16 protein-coding genes are annotated in these 14809 nt (G+C 35.8%); 13 read left to right on the forward strand and 3 right to left on the reverse strand.

Going from position 1 to position 14809, the window contains the following annotated elements:
* The first annotated feature begins 124 nt into the window (after positions 1-124).
* The 12 genes from SNAG_RS03780 to SNAG_RS03835 all read left to right on the forward strand — a co-directional run bounded on the left by SNAG_RS03780 (position 125) and on the right by SNAG_RS03835 (position 12950).
* The gene (locus SNAG_RS03780; protein ID WP_096406700.1) at positions 125-424 is read left to right on the forward strand and encodes a hypothetical protein; all 300 of its coding nucleotides are present in this window, start codon (positions 125-127) and stop codon (positions 422-424) included.
* Positions 414-902 (forward strand): hypothetical protein, encoded by a 489-nt coding sequence (locus tag SNAG_RS03785; protein ID WP_096406703.1) that lies wholly within the window; start codon positions 414-416, stop codon positions 900-902. Before SNAG_RS03780 ends, SNAG_RS03785 begins: the two co-directional genes overlap by 11 nt.
* Complete coding sequence (locus tag SNAG_RS03790; RefSeq protein WP_096408834.1) at positions 902-2779, forward strand: VirD4-like conjugal transfer protein, CD1115 family; 1878 nt, start codon at positions 902-904, stop codon at positions 2777-2779. Before SNAG_RS03785 ends, SNAG_RS03790 begins: the two co-directional genes overlap by 1 nt.
* Before the next feature lie 20 nt (positions 2780-2799).
* Entirely contained in the window at positions 2800-3042 is a 243-nt protein-coding gene (locus SNAG_RS03795) for a hypothetical protein (protein WP_096406705.1), read from the forward strand.
* 16 nt (positions 3043-3058) lie between these two features.
* Positions 3059-3913 carry a conjugal transfer protein TrbL gene (locus SNAG_RS03800; protein WP_001054256.1) on the forward strand — a complete coding sequence of 285 codons (855 nt, stop codon included), beginning with the start codon at positions 3059-3061 and terminating at the stop codon, positions 3911-3913.
* A 53-nt stretch (positions 3914-3966) separates the two neighbouring features.
* Positions 3967-4326 carry a PrgI family protein gene (locus SNAG_RS03805; protein ID WP_001097589.1) on the forward strand — a complete coding sequence of 120 codons (360 nt, stop codon included), beginning with the start codon at positions 3967-3969 and terminating at the stop codon, positions 4324-4326.
* The gene (locus SNAG_RS03810) at positions 4277-6634 is read left to right on the forward strand and encodes a VirB4-like conjugal transfer ATPase, CD1110 family (RefSeq protein ID WP_172842386.1); all 2358 of its coding nucleotides are present in this window, start codon (positions 4277-4279) and stop codon (positions 6632-6634) included. The genes SNAG_RS03805 and SNAG_RS03810 overlap by 50 nt, the downstream gene beginning before the upstream one ends.
* A gap of 11 nt (positions 6635-6645) precedes the next feature.
* Positions 6646-9459, forward strand: a complete 2814-nt coding sequence (locus tag SNAG_RS03815; protein ID WP_096406708.1) for a phage tail tip lysozyme — start codon at positions 6646-6648, stop codon at positions 9457-9459.
* 164 nt (positions 9460-9623) lie between these two features.
* Entirely contained in the window at positions 9624-10940 is a 1317-nt protein-coding gene (locus SNAG_RS03820; protein WP_001059646.1) for an ISL3 family transposase, read from the forward strand.
* A gap of 261 nt (positions 10941-11201) precedes the next feature.
* Positions 11202-11780: a DUF4230 domain-containing protein gene (locus tag SNAG_RS03825; protein ID WP_000493216.1), complete on the forward strand. Its 579-nt coding sequence runs from the start codon at positions 11202-11204 to the stop codon at positions 11778-11780.
* Positions 11781-11946: 166 nt separating this feature from the next.
* Entirely contained in the window at positions 11947-12192 is a 246-nt protein-coding gene (locus SNAG_RS03830; RefSeq protein ID WP_004238875.1) for a hypothetical protein, read from the forward strand.
* Positions 12193-12554: 362 nt separating this feature from the next.
* Positions 12555-12950, forward strand: coding sequence for a leucine-rich repeat domain-containing protein (locus SNAG_RS03835; protein WP_075230488.1), 396 nt, complete (start codon positions 12555-12557; stop codon positions 12948-12950).
* 83 nt (positions 12951-13033) lie between these two features.
* Here SNAG_RS03835 and SNAG_RS10020 read toward each other — a convergent pair whose 3' ends face one another.
* The 3 genes from SNAG_RS10020 to SNAG_RS09815 all read right to left on the reverse strand — a co-directional run bounded on the left by SNAG_RS10020 (position 13034) and on the right by SNAG_RS09815 (position 13902).
* Entirely contained in the window at positions 13034-13123 is a 90-nt protein-coding gene (locus tag SNAG_RS10020; protein ID WP_367400507.1) for an IS3 family transposase, read from the reverse strand.
* Between the two features lie 97 nt (positions 13124-13220).
* On the reverse strand, positions 13221-13598 hold the full coding sequence (locus SNAG_RS09895; protein WP_231906653.1) for a hypothetical protein: 378 nt from the start codon (positions 13596-13598) through the stop codon (positions 13221-13223).
* Between the two features lie 139 nt (positions 13599-13737).
* The gene (locus SNAG_RS09815) at positions 13738-13902 is read right to left on the reverse strand and encodes a hypothetical protein (protein WP_172842387.1); all 165 of its coding nucleotides are present in this window, start codon (positions 13900-13902) and stop codon (positions 13738-13740) included.
* Positions 13903-14362: 460 nt separating this feature from the next.
* Here SNAG_RS09815 and SNAG_RS03850 point away from each other — a divergent pair, with 460 nt between their 5' ends.
* On the forward strand, positions 14363-14773 hold the full coding sequence (locus SNAG_RS03850) for a thrombospondin type 3 repeat-containing protein (RefSeq protein WP_096406713.1): 411 nt from the start codon (positions 14363-14365) through the stop codon (positions 14771-14773).
* Positions 14774-14809 lie beyond the last annotated feature (36 nt).

A 14809-nucleotide genomic window follows, 5' to 3' on the forward strand; every position in this document is an offset into this window, starting at 1 on the left:
GGACTGAGAGTACTTCCCTGTGAAGGGCAACTGGCACAAGACGTGTGTGAGAATTTTCTAACAGACACGGAGTTTATCGTTTCCAGACTTAAACGATGCGACAAACTAGATAAAGGAGTTAATCATGAAGGTAGTAAACTTGTATGATTTGAAACAAATGGGAAATAAAGGTGGTTGTACCATCCAATTGATTCATCACTTTCCTTTTGGTATGGGCTTAGGACATCTCAAAAAAGACTACATTGAATTTAAACGTGTTGGTATCGTTGATGGGAAGGCAGTAGAAGTCACTCTTCGAGAACCTTATTCGAGAGATTTACTGCAGGTTGTCAAGTCGATTAAGCAACATAAGAAATTGATAGCTTATCGCTATAAAGAAGGAAAACTGCTATTTGTGAAGAAGGAGGCCTCAGATGTCCTCTGAACAACAGGAACGAATGGCAGTTCAATATGCAGAGCGTAGTCTTTTATTTACTGTAAGAAGTCTCTTAAAGATTCTAGAATGGTCTAGACGTCAGGCTTTAGCACAGGATTCCGCCTATAAGATAGGGGTGCAGAAATTAGAAGAATTGCTACAATCTCCCTATGCGATTGATACGATTAATCTGAAGAAAGATTTCTTAGACAAACCAATTGATATAGAGAAATTTAAGTCTTTTTTAGAAAAAGAAGAGATTCCTTTAGCCATCGCTTGGCAAGGGGATTCTCTGCATTTCTACACGAAAGACCGTTCGATTCTAGACAATCATTTAGACCATCTGTTAGAAAAGATGGTTAATGATCCAGAGAAATTAGCTGATTTTACCATGGATAAGTCATTAGACGATGCAATTGATGAGGCTAAATCCCAAATTACCTTTAGACAAGAAGGAGCCGTCAAACAGAAAGAGATGGTGAGATGATGTACAGTGGAAAGAAATTCCTACTATTCTCACTGTTAGGGATCTTACTAGGCTATCTTTTTCATCGTTTGACGCTTTTGTATGATTCCTATACTGGAAATAGCTTAGATAAATGGACTTATCTTCTAATGGAAGGTCAAGATGAAATTCTTCAGTCGCCATGGAATGTTTCCTTTACTGGAAAATCAAGTGCTTTTTTTCTACTAGGTTTTGTGATGATGTTGCTGGTTTATCTCTATTTAGAGACTGGTAAAAAACAATACCGAGAAGGGGTAGAATACGGGAGCGCCCGTTTTGGAACTCTAAAAGAAAAGAAGCTCTTTTACGGTAAGGAATTTTCTCATGATACGATCTTAGCACAAGATGTTCGTCTGACATTATTAGATAAAAAACCACCCCAATATGATAGAAATAAGAATATTGCGGTGATTGGAGGTTCAGGAAGTGGGAAGACATTTCGCTTTGTGAAACCTAATCTTATTCAGATGAATAGTTCTAATATTGTCGTGGATCCTAAAGATCATTTGGCCGAGAAAACAGGCAAACTCTTTTTAGAACATGGCTACCAAGTAAAGGTGTTAGATTTAGTCAATATGAAGAACTCAGATGGCTTCAATCCTTTTCGCTATATAGAGACAGAAAATGATTTGAATCGCATGCTGACGGTTTATTTCAATAACACCAAAGGCTCTGGCTCCCGTAGTGATCCATTTTGGGATGAAGCTTCTATGACTTTGGTACGAGCTTTAGCCTCTTACTTGGTCGATTTCTATAACCCACCTAAAACAAGAGAACAGCTCATAGAAGAAAGTCGTTTAAGTCAAAAGGAATATCAAAACTTGTTGAAACGTCAAAAAAAAGAAGTGGAAGAGCGAAAAAAACGAGGGCGTTATCCAAGTTTTGCTGAAATCTCAAAACTCATTAAACACTTATCCAAGGGTGAAAACCAAGAAAAAAGTGTCTTAGAAATTCTATTTGAAAATTATGCTAAAAAGTATGGGACTGAAAATTTTACCATGCGAAATTGGGCAGATTTTCAAAATTATAAGGATAAGACTCTGGATTCTGTTATAGCTGTAACCACTGCTAAATTTGCCCTCTTCAATATTCAAAGTGTCATGGATTTGACCAAAAGAGATACCCTTGATATGAAGACATGGGGCAAGGAAAAATCAATGGTTTACCTAGTTATCCCAGATAACGATAGTACCTTTCGCTTTCTTTCAGCCCTCTTTTTTTCAACCGTATTCCAAACTCTAACAAGACAAGCAGATATTGATTTTAAGGGTCAATTGCCTCTTCATGTGAGAGTTTACTTAGATGAGTTCGCAAATATCGGAGAAATTCCAGATTTTGCTGAACAAACCTCAACAGTCCGTTCTCGGAATATGAGTCTCGTTCCTATTCTTCAAAATATTGCCCAACTTCAAGGGCTCTATAAAGAAAAAGAAGCTTGGAAAACCATTCTTGGGAACTGTGATAGTTTAGTCTACTTAGGTGGTAATGATGAAGATACCTTTAAATTTATGAGTGGATTACTCGGTAAACAAACCATTGATGTTCGAAATACTAGTCGTTCCTTTGGCCAGACAGGTTCAGGATCCCTTTCTCATCAAAAGATTGCTCGTGATTTAATGACACCTGATGAGGTCGGAAACATGAAACGGCATGAATGCTTGGTTCGAATTGCCAATATGCCTGTCTTTAAAAGCAAAAAATACAATTCCACTAAGCATCCAAACTGGAAATACCTAGCCAATCAAGAAAGCGATGAACGGTGGTGGAACTATCAAATCAATCCTTTGAATCAAAGACAAGAAAATCATCTTGAAGGCCTTAGAATTCGTGATTTAACTTTTGAATCTAGTTTAAAATAAAAATAGAAAAGAGGAAATAGATGATTACGCATTTTAAAGGTTTTGTTTATGGAGTAGACGCAAGTGCTATGTTTGCACAAGCTATGTCTTTGTTACAGAAGGGATTGATTGCCGTTGGTGCCTTTCTTGTTATTGTAGGGATTGTAAACCTTGCAACCAACATTAAAGATGGTGGACCAGGTGTTCGAAATGCCATTCTTGAAATTGTCGGTGGTGTTATGGTAGGGGCTGCTGGAGCCTTTGTAACTCAAATTTCAATTTAGGAGGATAAACAATGACATGAATCTTAGTTTAGTCTCACCCTTTGTTTACCTTGCATCTGAAAAAATATCAGCTGAAAATTTATTTGAAGGATTTAATGTGGATTTACAATCTACGGTAGATCTGATTAAATCCCTATCTAGCTACAATCCAACCGTTTGGACTTATATGTCTAGTATTACTAAAAGTGTCATGCAGCCTCTTGGAGTTGCGATTTTATCAGTAGTTCTCATCTTAGAATTTTCAAAGATGGCAAAGAAAATTGCTAACTCAGGAGGAGCGATGACCTTTGAAGCATTAGCGCCGATGTTGATTAGTTATATCATGGTCGCAGTTGTAATTACCAACACTACCGTGATTGTAGAAGCCATCATCGGGATTGCGAGTCACGCCATTGAACAAGTGGCCTCGATTGTGGCTCACGGTGGGGCAAAGTATGATACCATCTCTGGATTAAAAGGTTCAGGCTTTATTGGTCGGATGATTGTAGGCTTTTTCGCCCTCCTCATTTGGCTTGTTCGGATAGTAAGTGCAGCCATGGTTAATCTTTTGGTATCTATTCGATTTATTCAACTCTACCTTATGATCCCATTTGCCCCTCTTACGATTCCAACATTTTTAAGTGATGAATGGAAGTCTATTGGTATTGGCTATTTAAAAAATATTATGGTCTATGCGGTACAAGGGGTTCTTATTTTTCTGATTGTTTCTCTTGTTCCTTTGTTTGAATCTGCTGGGAAAATAGCTGTTTCAAATGGTGCAGGAGTCCTGCAATCTCTTGCGATTATGTTTGGTAGTTTAATACAAGCTATCTTACTGATTATTGCCCTCGTTGGTTCTCAACGTACGGCTCGCTCAATCTTAGGTATGTAATTAGATAAAGGCTAGGAAGTGGTTGCTTCTTAGCCTTTTTAGAAAGGAAAGTCATGAATACACGTGTCTTTAAAGACATCTCAAAATACCAACACAGGGCTTGGTTAGGTTTCACCACAAGACAAATCATCTTTGTTTTACCAGCCTTTATTGTCACAATTATTGTTTTGGGCTTGAATCTCTTTTTCTGGCAATTTGGAGATTGGTTTGTTTACGGTTTTGTGTTTGCTTTTACCATCCCCCTAATGCTTTTTGGAGTCTATAAACCCAATGATTTATATTTTGAACATTATTTGAAATACCGTCTTCATTTTGAACTAACGGTTCCCCTACGCACAATTACAGGAAAGAAAGGACCTGAACATGAAAAGAAAATCAAATACATTAAAGAAACAAAAAACTTCAATGACTAAAAAAAAGGAAAAAGTTAAAGATAAAAAAGAGGAAGTTTTACCTTCTACGGCGAATACTCTTTCCTATCAAGCCCTGTATCAAAATGGTCTGATGCAGGTGAAAGAAGATTATTTCTCACAAAGCTATTTACTTGGTGATGTCAATTACCAGACCGTTGGTTTAGAAGATAAGGGCGCAATCATTGAGAAGTATTCTGATTTGATTAACTCTTTAGATGACCAAACCAACTTCCAATTGACCATCTTTAATAAAAGATTGAATTTAGAAAAGTTTAGACAAAGTGTTTTGTATGAGGAAAAAGAAGATGGATATGATACCTATCGTAAAGAATTGAATCGGATGATGAATCAGAATTTAGACAGTGGGGAAAATAACTTTTCGGCTGTGAAACTGATTAGCTTTGGAAGAAAGGACACTAATCCCAAACAAGCCTATCGTTCCTTGTCTCAAATTGGAGAATATTTCAAGAGTGGTTTCTCAGAAATTGATGCACGATTTGAATCCTTGGCTGGAGAAGAACGGGTGAACTTGTTGGCCGATATGCTTAGAGGAGAACACCATCTTCCTTTTTCTTACCGTGATTTAACGAAATCTGGTCAGACAACTCGTCACTTCATAGCGCCTAATCTCTTAGATTTCAAAAACAAGAATTACCTACAAATCAATGACCGCTTATTGCAGATTGTCTATGTGAGAGACTACGGCATGGAATTAGGGGATCAGTTTATTCGAGACCTCATGCAAGGAGATTTGGAATTGATTGTGAGCCTTCATGCTCAAAGTTCGACTAAGGCGGATGCGATGAAGAAACTACGAACAAAGAAGACCTTGATGGAATCCCAAAAGATTGGGGAACAACAAAAACTAGCTCGTACAGGTATCTATTTGGAAAAAGTAGGCCATGTTTTAGAAAGCAATATCGATGAAGCTGAAGAACTCTTAAAAACCATGACCGAGACAGGAGATAAACTATTTCAAACAGTCTTTTTGATTGGTGTTTTTGGTCAGGATGAAGAAGAACTCAAACAAGCCCTAGATACGATCCAACAAGTGGCCGGCTCAAATGACCTAATGATTGATAAACTTCCATATATGCAAGAAGCAGCCTTTAATAGTTTGCTGCCATTTGGTTGTGATTTTTTAGAGGGAGTATCACGGAGTTTATTAACATCCAATATAGCAGTGAACTCACCTTGGACTTCAGTAGATTTACAAGACCGTAGTGGGAAATATTACGGTATTAATCAAATCTCAAGCAATATTATTACCATTGATCGCAGCCTATTAAATACACCGTCTGGTCTGATTTTAGGAACATCTGGAGCTGGAAAAGGGATGGCAACCAAGCATGAAATTATCACTACCAAAATCAAGGAATCTGGTGAAAATACAGAAATTATCATCGTGGATCCAGAAGCAGAGTACAGTGTTATTGGACGGGCTTTTGGGGGAGAAATGATTGATATTGCGCCGGATTCCCAAACCTATCTCAATGTCCTTGACTTGTCTGAGGAAAATATGGATGAAGATCCTGTAAAGGTAAAATCAGAATTTCTTTTATCTTTTATCGGCAAGTTATTGGATAGAAAAATGGATGGAAGAGAAAAATCGATTATTGACCGAGTCACCAGACTCACTTATCAGTCTTTTAAAGAGCCTTCTTTGGAAGAATGGGTCTTTGTTTTGAGTCAACAACCAGAAGAAGAAGCGCAGAACTTGGCACTTGATATGGAACTTTATGTCGAAGGTTCTCTTGATATTTTTTCTCATAAGACCAATATTCAGACAGGATCTAATTTCTTGATTTATAACGTTAAGAAGTTAGGAGATGAGCTGAAACAAATCGCCCTTATGGTTGTTTTTGATCAGATATGGAATCGTGTCGTTCGGAACCAAAAATTAGGGAAGAAGACCTGGATTTATTTTGATGAAATGCAGCTTCTCTTACTAGATAAATATGCCAGTGATTTCTTCTTTAAATTGTGGAGTCGTGTCAGAAAATATGGAGCCAGTCCGACTGGAATAACTCAAAACGTCGAAACCTTATTGTTAGATCCAAATGGTAGACGGATTATTGCAAATAGTGAATTTATGATTCTCCTCAAGCAAGCAAAAAATGACCGAGAAGAACTGGTTCAACTCTTAGGCTTGTCAAAAGAACTCGAAAAATACCTTGTCAATCCAGAAAAAGGGGCAGGACTGATAAAAGCTGGTTCAGTTGTCGTACCCTTTAAAAATAAGATTCCTCAAGGTACTCAATTGTTTGATATCATGAGTACAGATCCTGATAAAATGGCTTCTAATTAAGGGGAAGGTAAATGAAGGATAAAAGAGAAATCATACGTGCCCGAAAGGCATTTAGAAGAAGTCTAAAAGATGAGAAGAAATTCTTGAAACAAGGAAAGAAGGAGGTGAAGAAACAGAAAAAAGATTCTGCTGTGCTGGATGAAAAAGCATGGAAAAAAGAGATAAAAGAAAAGCTAGAGGAGATGAGAGAAGCTTCAAAGGCTAGAGTAAAACAAGCAAATGAAGACTACAATCACATCCTTCAAAATACTTCTCCATCTCTTTTGAATCGGAAAGAATTAAGAGACAGACGATTGCCTCATGCTAGGAAACGATTGAAAATAGCCAAGAAGCAATTTAGAGAAGCCAAGGTACAAACAAAAGAAGAAAGAAAAGAGAGTCGTAAAGAAAGAAAAACCAATCAAAAATTTCTCTACGGTCAGGAAACAAAAGTAAAATCCAATTTTTTCTTTCAAGGGAAGAGTTTAGAAGAATTAAAAGCTAAGAAAGAAGTCAAGGCCGCAAAAGAAAATCTAAAATCTACTAAACAAGCCTATAAGTCCAAAAAAGTCAGTAGGAAAGCCAAAACTTTTCTTTATGTTCTTGGACGTGAAGAAGGAGAGTTAGCTTCAGAAAATGAAGATTTAGAAGGCTATCGCACGCTTCAAGAGACTATCAGAAAAGGGAAACGCTACAGTCGCCTTTCTTATAATCTCGGAAAAGCTAGTGTTAAAACAGGACAAGCAACAGGTCGTTTTACCAAGAAAAGACTGACCAACACAAAAGAGCGATACCATCATTTTAAGGATGGAAAAGGATGGAAACTAGCGAAAGATAACCCAAGTTCCTTTAAAAATCGGTTTCGAAAATTAAAGAAACAAGGTCTTACAAGCGTTCGAAATATCTATCAAAAACTAAAAGCAGCCTTTTCCTTCTTTACATTTGCGACTGGGAATCCTGTAACCTGGATAGTTGGAGGAATAGTCTTTCTTCTTTTACTTATAATGAGCTTCTTTTTAGGATTTTCATCTTCTAGTTTGATTCAACAAGATGAATTTGAATTAACAAAAGCTTATACCCACCTAACTTGGGAAGATGCAGAACATACTCGCACAAATGACAAAGGAATTACCTATTACACAAAAGTTGATGATGTGATGGGGTATATGAACTTTAAATTCCATGACTATGAGTTACACAAACCAGTTCACTTATTTAGTTCAGAAACTTACAAGGATTATCTATCTACTTTGTGGCATGATTTAAACGATGGGGAAGATTTGAAATCCATGCAAGACCTCTATGAAACTCCTAAGTATAAACTATCGAAAGACGATCAAGAGGAAATGAAGGAACTAAAAGAAGAAGGTGTGTATGCTTCCATGCAGGAATTGGACAATCCATTTGAGGGGAAAAGCAACGAAGATAGTCTAACCATGACTTATCGTTATGGATACTATGATTTAGACGGAAAACCTACCCTTCAGGAGTACATTCTACTAGAAGCAAAGGCTCACCAAACGATTGTCGCACCAATGGATGGAGTTGTATCTCTAGATGGCGACAATGTTATTCTCACTAACGGAAAAGGAGAGAATGAGAGTCGCTTAACCTTATATTCCATTCATAATGGCCGTGCGATTGAGGGGACAAGAGTCCTAACGGGTGATGTTGTTGGTGAAACACCAGACGATACAGGTTTGAAAGTTTCCTATCAAAAATATAAGAACAAGAAAGAAAAATTGGTGTATGTCAATCCGCAATTTTATTTTCCAAAAGTCATTCAACTTCAGACCACTATCTTACCTGCCATTGGTCAGTTTGGTGGAGATGAGTTTGAACGAGCGAAACATATTTATGAGTTTTTGAAATCTCAAGGGGCAAGCCCCCAAGCCATTGCGGCCATTTTAGGAAATTGGTCGGTAGAGTCTTCTATCAATCCTAAACGAGCTGAAGGGGATTATTTATCTCCTCCTGTTGGCGCTACCGATTCCTCATGGGATGATGAAACCTGGTTAGCGATAGGAGGGCCAGCCATTTATAGTGGTACTTATCCTAATATTCTTCATAGAGGTCTAGGTTTAGGTCAATGGACGGATACTGCAGATGGTTCAACACGTCATACAGCCTTATTGAATTATGCACATATCAAAAATAAGAAGTGGTATGATTTAGATCTCCAACTTGATTTTATGCTTCATGGGGATAGTCCTTACTATCAAAGTTGGTTAAAGGATTTCTTTGGAAATACGGGCAGTGCAGCCAATCTAGCCCAACTCTTCCTTACCTATTGGGAGGGAAATTCTGGTGACAAACTACTGGAAAGACAAACCAGAGCAACGGAATGGTATTACCAAATTGAAAAAGGCTTTAGCCAAACAAATGGAGGACAGGCAAAAAGTGACCCGCAATCCCTTGAAGGTGTTCGTGGAGACTTGTATGATTATTCTGTTCCTGGTGGTGGAGATGGTATGGCCTATGCCTATGGACAATGTACATGGGGTGTTGCGGCTCGTATGAACCAGTTAGGCTTAAAATTAAAAGGTAGAAATGGAGAAAAGATTTCAATCATTAATACCATGGGAAATGGTCAAGACTGGGTTTCGACAGCTTCAAGTCTTGGAGGGGAAACAGGTTCCACACCAAAAGCAGGTGCTATTGTTTCGTTTGTAGGAGGTACACATGGCACACCAGCTATCTACGGTCATGTGGCTTTTGTAGAGAAGGTCTATGATGATGGTTCTTTCCTTGTGTCTGAAACTAACTATGGTGGCAACCCTAACTATACCTTTAGAAAAATCTCCCAAGCAGATAGTGCAATAAGTTTTGCCTATACGACGAAATAAAAGAATCATGTCATCAGTTTAGGTGACATGATTCTTATTTTTTAGGTTCTATAATTTTTAGGGTTGATGGAAATTTTCCACCAACCCTATTTTAGTGTATACAAAAAGGCCAACATCCATTATATTAAAAGCGCTGAAACCTAAAACAAAAGGATGATGACCATATGAACAATATACTAGAAGCTACACTACAAATCAAAGATAAAAACATTATTTGGGATAATAAAGTTCAAGAGAAGATATTTAAAAAGAGAAAATCTTTATTTTATGCAGCTACTTATACGCATAAACCAGAATTTTGTACCGTTTGTGGGTGTGTTAGCCGAAATAATAATATCGTTAAAAACGGCACGAAAACATCTCGTATCACTCTCTGTTCTGTTTCAGGCCTAGCGGCCTACTTAAATCTACGCAAGCAGAGATTTCTCTGTAGAGAATGCGGCTCTTCATTTACCGCAGACACTAGTCGAATCGTAGAAAAACACTGTCATATCTCTAAACGCTTAAAAAACGAAATTAAATCAAAAATAAGTGAAACAGTATCTGAAACCTATATCGCAAAAGAAACAAATGTTTCAGTTCATACGGTAAGACGTATCATAGATGATACAACACGTTTACTAAAGATTAAACCATTACACGATTTACCTGAGCATTTGTGTTTTGATGAATTTAAATCCGTCAAATCTTCCGATAGTAATATGAGCTTCATTATTTGTGATAGCACTACACACAAGCTGGTCGATGTTGTACGAGATAGAAAATCTTACAGCTTGAAAAAGTATTTTCATCGTTTTGAGCCTAAGACTAGATTAAAGGTAAAAACTATCTCCATCGACATGTACTTACCGTACATTCAATTAATAAAAGAAATGTTTCCTAACGCTAAAATTATCATTGATCCTTTTCATATCGTACAAGCCTTAAATAGAGAATTAAATCGAACTCGGGTACGTGTCATGAATAAGCATCGCTATAAAGACTCTAAATTATATCGAAAGTTAAAACATTATTGGAAGTTAATTTTAAAGAACTCTAATGAACTTCAGAACTATAAATATAATCGTTATAAGCTTTTTGAAAGCTTCATAACAAGTAAAGGAATCGTAGATTATATCTTAGAAAAAAATCCATCTCTTAAAAATGATTATGAGGTTGTACATTCACTTCGTGAATGTATACAGGATAGAGATTATATAGAATTCAAGGAAACGATTGAAGCAGCTACGCAATTAGACCTATCTCCTGGTTTAAAAAGAGTATTAAAGACTCTTATGACTTACTTGCCATATATTCAAAATACTTGTGAGTATCCAACTAGAACAAATGGCCCTATTGAAGGAATAAACAATAAAATAAAAGTGCTTAAAAGAAATGCCTACGGCTTTAGAAACTATTACCATTTTAGAAATAGGATTATTTTAATAACAAAAATGTTTGGCCCAAAACAAAAAGGAATTAAGCAACAATTAGTTGCTTAATCCCTTCCTAAATTTCTTCATCAACACTATTTGACAAAGAGCCCTTTTTTAGTGCTCAAAATAGCACTCAATTTTAAATGGATTTGGTGTTCAAAAAATATAATCAAATGCAACAAACTAATTTCATTTTTAATAGGCACAATTAATTTTAGAAGATAGTACGAAAAAATATTGACTATTTTCTTTAGAATGTGTAAAATTTAGATAGATTATTTAAAGTGAGGTTTTTTTATCTTGTCTATATTAAAGAAGAAAGTTAATATGTTTAGTGTACTATTGAATGTGGTATTAATAGCTATTATAGCTATTGGAGTGCTATTTTTCTTACCTAAGGAACATAAATCAGAAGTCAAATCGTCAATTAATATCGAAAGTATTGAAAAAGTGAATGAAGTTGTATTTTTGAATGCGGGAATTAATGAAATTATTTCTGAAACAAAAACAACTCAAGTTTTTGGGTTTGATGTGCCGTTCTCTAAAAAAGCAGCATTAGTAATTTTAAATTATAAAGCTAAATTTGGAATTAAAAGTAGTGTAAAGGTTGAACAAATAAGCGAAAAAGAATATAAGGTTATTGTTCCAAAATTGGAAGTAATTGGTGTTGAACTTTCAAAAGATAATCCTTATGATTTATATGATAGTCATGGAGAGTTATTAAGTGGAACTACAGAAGATATTGATACTGGGAAATTGGTCGCTAACCAACTTTCTAGTGATAAACAAGCAGAGTATTTAGATAAATTTAAGAGTGAAATTAAAGAATCTGCAATCAATTATTATAAAACAATATTTTCTTCAATGGATTCTGAAGTAAAAGTAACTATAGAATTTACAGAATAATTTTTGAAATACAAAACCCTGGCCATCTCTGGTCAGGGTTTTGTGTGGTTCTATAATTTTTAGGGTTGATGGAAATTTTCCACCAACCCTATTTTAGTGTATACAAAAAGGCCAACATCCATTATATTAAAAGCGCTGAAACCTAAAACAAAAGAATGATGACCATATGAACAATATACTAGAAGCTACACTACAAATCAAAGATGCACACAATGAAGGTGTTACATTCCATTTCTTAGAGAATATTAAAGAAGTATTGCGTGATGAGAGTGGGAAAGTAACTGGTGTAAAGGTTATTACAATGGAACTTGGTGAATCAGATGAAAGTGGAAGAAGATCAACGCATGAAGTGGCAGGTAGTGAACATATTATTCCATGTGACCTTGTCGTTGCAGCAATTGAACAAAAGTAGACTTTAGTGTTCTAGATGAAAGGTAAAAATTTGACTTTCGGTCAACATCAGAATACAATAGAAATGAACTAATAACAGGGGATGCATATTTAGGTCCTCAATCTATCGCAACCGCAATTAAAGGCGGGTGAGAAGTTGCGACAGAAGTACATGAATCGTTTAAAGAAAACACATAAATAACTTGTGGTGCCTTTCGTTTTTTTACTGGGAAAATTAAGGAACTATAGTTATAAATCCTTAAATATATTAATATATTAACATGCGTATATTTATGGGAAGAAGGTTATGTCATCTATAGTTGTACTTCTGACGATAAGGTTGTTCGTGTACCAAAGGAAATTAAAGGTAAACCTGTTATCGCAATTGGAGAACGTGGTCTTGCGAACTTGAAACATTGTGAGGCAATCGTTTTACCAGATACAGTACGATATATTGGAAAAGGTGCGTTTACGATTGACAATAAGTTAAAGTATGTCCACTTTGGTAAGTCAATAGAAACAGTAGAAGATGATGTTTTCAACTCTGATAGTTCATTAGAATCAGTTGTATTCCCAGAAGGAACAAAGAGTATTGGAACATTAGTATTTTGGGGGACATCATCAATTAAATCTATTACAATTCCAGCAAGTGTAACAGAAATTACAGAATACTTCTATTTTGTGGATAACTGTAACCCAGATGTAGAAATCCATACACCTAAGGGATCAAAGGCAGAAGAAGTAGCTAAAGCAATGCAACTTAAAGTAGTAAATGACTAAAGGGGAATAGTATGAACAAAAAATTACTATCAGGCTTAGGGACTGACCCCAAAAAGTGAGAATTTAATAAAAACACCCTAGGGCTACCGTCTTCGGTATTCAACCGGAGACAGGTAGTCCAATTTTTGTTGGATTCTTTTTTCATTAGGTTCTTCATCAACACTATTTGACAAAGAGCCATTTTTTATAGAGTGACATATTTAATGCCATAGGCTGATAACTTACTTGATGATCGTCTTTAATCAATTGACTGTAAGCAACAAATCCGAACTATTCATATAATTGAATGACTTTAGGATGATTGATACTATCTAAAAATACCATCTGAGTTCCTACAATTGCTCGAAATTCTTCAATTTTTTGAATTACAATTTCAAATAACTCTTGTCCTGATAGTTTATTTAGCTTTGTGTTTTTGCCGAATTGACCGATAAGTAACACAGGGAGATAATCAATATTTTTGGGACTTTTCCCTTTTAGGACGAGTTTCTTTTTTAAGGATTTTTCTAAATCAGAAATATCAACAACTTTGAGAGATAAACTAAAGAATCCTATGATGTTATTTGTTTCAGTTTCTTCAACGATAAAATTACGAGAACGATGTTGTTTTTCAAAATTGGTAGCTTTATCAGATAGATAAGTCAACATCTCTTCATTACCGTTGAAATTAACATTTTCTAAAATGATAGTTTTAAATAGCTCCTGACCTTATTTCTCAGTTTTATCAGGAGCCAGCACTTGAATATTTTCAAGATATTGCTTAAGTAGTGTTACTTGAATTGTCATCTTACAGATACTTTGAAATGAGTTTATTTTTCGTTGGAGCGGTAGCGTCTTGTGATTCAATAGATTTCAAGATTGCTTGTAGCTTTTTAGATGGTTTATGATTAAGAATTTTTAGAGCATCTTCGTTTGTTAGTTTTATATCACGTGTTAAACTGATTATAGCCATTTGTTCTATCTCCTGTTTCTACTTAAATTCATTATAGCTTATTTTGAACAAAAGTTCACTCTAAAGATAGTGTATGTTTTCTATAGTGTATAAATCCAAAATAAGTTTTTCTCTTGCATTTGTAGCTCATATTCGTTAGAATAATTGTATAGATGAGTGGTCGGCTCATGGTCAATCTGATAGTAATCTTGGACATAAGGGCCAGGCGGTGGCGGTCACCAGAACAAAATCCGAAAGCAATCTTGGACGTAAGGGCCAAGCGGTGGCAGACACCAGAATAAACCGACTGACTAGGTGGCTTACAGGTTCTGTAAGTCATCTTTTTACTTTGATAATAATGTTTTATCATTTTAAGGAGAACGCAGTTTTGGCTCGTTCTCTTTTTTGTTGTGATACTTCTTTCAAGGAATATTTGGTAGGATTGGAGTGAAAAAAGATTAACTAGGAAAGAAGGAAGTATATGGAAGTCATTTATCAACGTGATTCGGATCAGGATGGACTGACTGATGCTCAAGAATTTGCGCTAGGAACCAATCCTCTTAGCGCAGATTCTGATGGTGATGGACGTTCAGATTTAGTAGAAATAGAAGAAGGAACTAATCCCTTAGAAAAGGATTTACAAGACATAGATCAAACAAGTATAACTGAACCGTCCTCAGTATTTATGGAAATGAAACAAAAGATTTCAGATATGATGGAGAGTCACTACAAGGAATTTATACAGGCTCTGATTAGTATTGAAACAGGGATTGAAAACGAACAAGACCTTGAAGACTTATATACTTACTACATGAGAACAGATGCTGTTTCTCTTTTGTCTAGTGATTTAGAAACCAGTCCTCAAGAGGTTGAAATGGAGATAGAGTTGTAGGGGAATCATGTGATTCTCCTATTTTCGTATAGATGA

Source organism: Streptococcus sp. NPS 308 (assembly GCF_002355895.1).
In the GTDB taxonomy this organism is placed as follows: Bacteria; Bacillota; Bacilli; order Lactobacillales; family Streptococcaceae; genus Streptococcus.

Bases quoted from the DNA above. Each gene is read 5' to 3' on its own strand.
- SNAG_RS03850 (WP_096406713.1), top strand. From the start codon at position 14,363: ATGGAAGTCATTTATCAACGTGATTCGGATCAGGATGGACTGACTGAT.
- SNAG_RS03780 (WP_096406700.1), top strand. From the start codon at position 125: ATGAAGGTAGTAAACTTGTATGATTTGAAACAAATGGGAAATAAAGGT.
- SNAG_RS03810 (WP_172842386.1), top strand. From the start codon at position 4,277: ATGAAAAGAAAATCAAATACATTAAAGAAACAAAAAACTTCAATGACT.
- SNAG_RS03825 (WP_000493216.1), top strand. From the start codon at position 11,202: ATGTTTAGTGTACTATTGAATGTGGTATTAATAGCTATTATAGCTATT.
- SNAG_RS03815 (WP_096406708.1), top strand. From the start codon at position 6,646: ATGAAGGATAAAAGAGAAATCATACGTGCCCGAAAGGCATTTAGAAGA.
- SNAG_RS09895 (WP_231906653.1), bottom strand. From the start codon at position 13,598: ATGTTGACTTATCTATCTGATAAAGCTACCAATTTTGAAAAACAACAT.
- SNAG_RS03805 (WP_001097589.1), top strand. From the start codon at position 3,967: ATGAATACACGTGTCTTTAAAGACATCTCAAAATACCAACACAGGGCT.
- SNAG_RS03820 (WP_001059646.1), top strand. From the start codon at position 9,624: ATGAACAATATACTAGAAGCTACACTACAAATCAAAGATAAAAACATT.
- SNAG_RS03800 (WP_001054256.1), top strand. From the start codon at position 3,059: ATGAATCTTAGTTTAGTCTCACCCTTTGTTTACCTTGCATCTGAAAAA.
- SNAG_RS03790 (WP_096408834.1), top strand. From the start codon at position 902: ATGTACAGTGGAAAGAAATTCCTACTATTCTCACTGTTAGGGATCTTA.
- SNAG_RS03785 (WP_096406703.1), top strand. From the start codon at position 414: ATGTCCTCTGAACAACAGGAACGAATGGCAGTTCAATATGCAGAGCGT.
- SNAG_RS09815 (WP_172842387.1), bottom strand. From the start codon at position 13,902: ATGGCTATAATCAGTTTAACACGTGATATAAAACTAACAAACGAAGAT.
- SNAG_RS03830 (WP_004238875.1), top strand. From the start codon at position 11,947: ATGAACAATATACTAGAAGCTACACTACAAATCAAAGATGCACACAAT.
- SNAG_RS03795 (WP_096406705.1), top strand. From the start codon at position 2,800: ATGATTACGCATTTTAAAGGTTTTGTTTATGGAGTAGACGCAAGTGCT.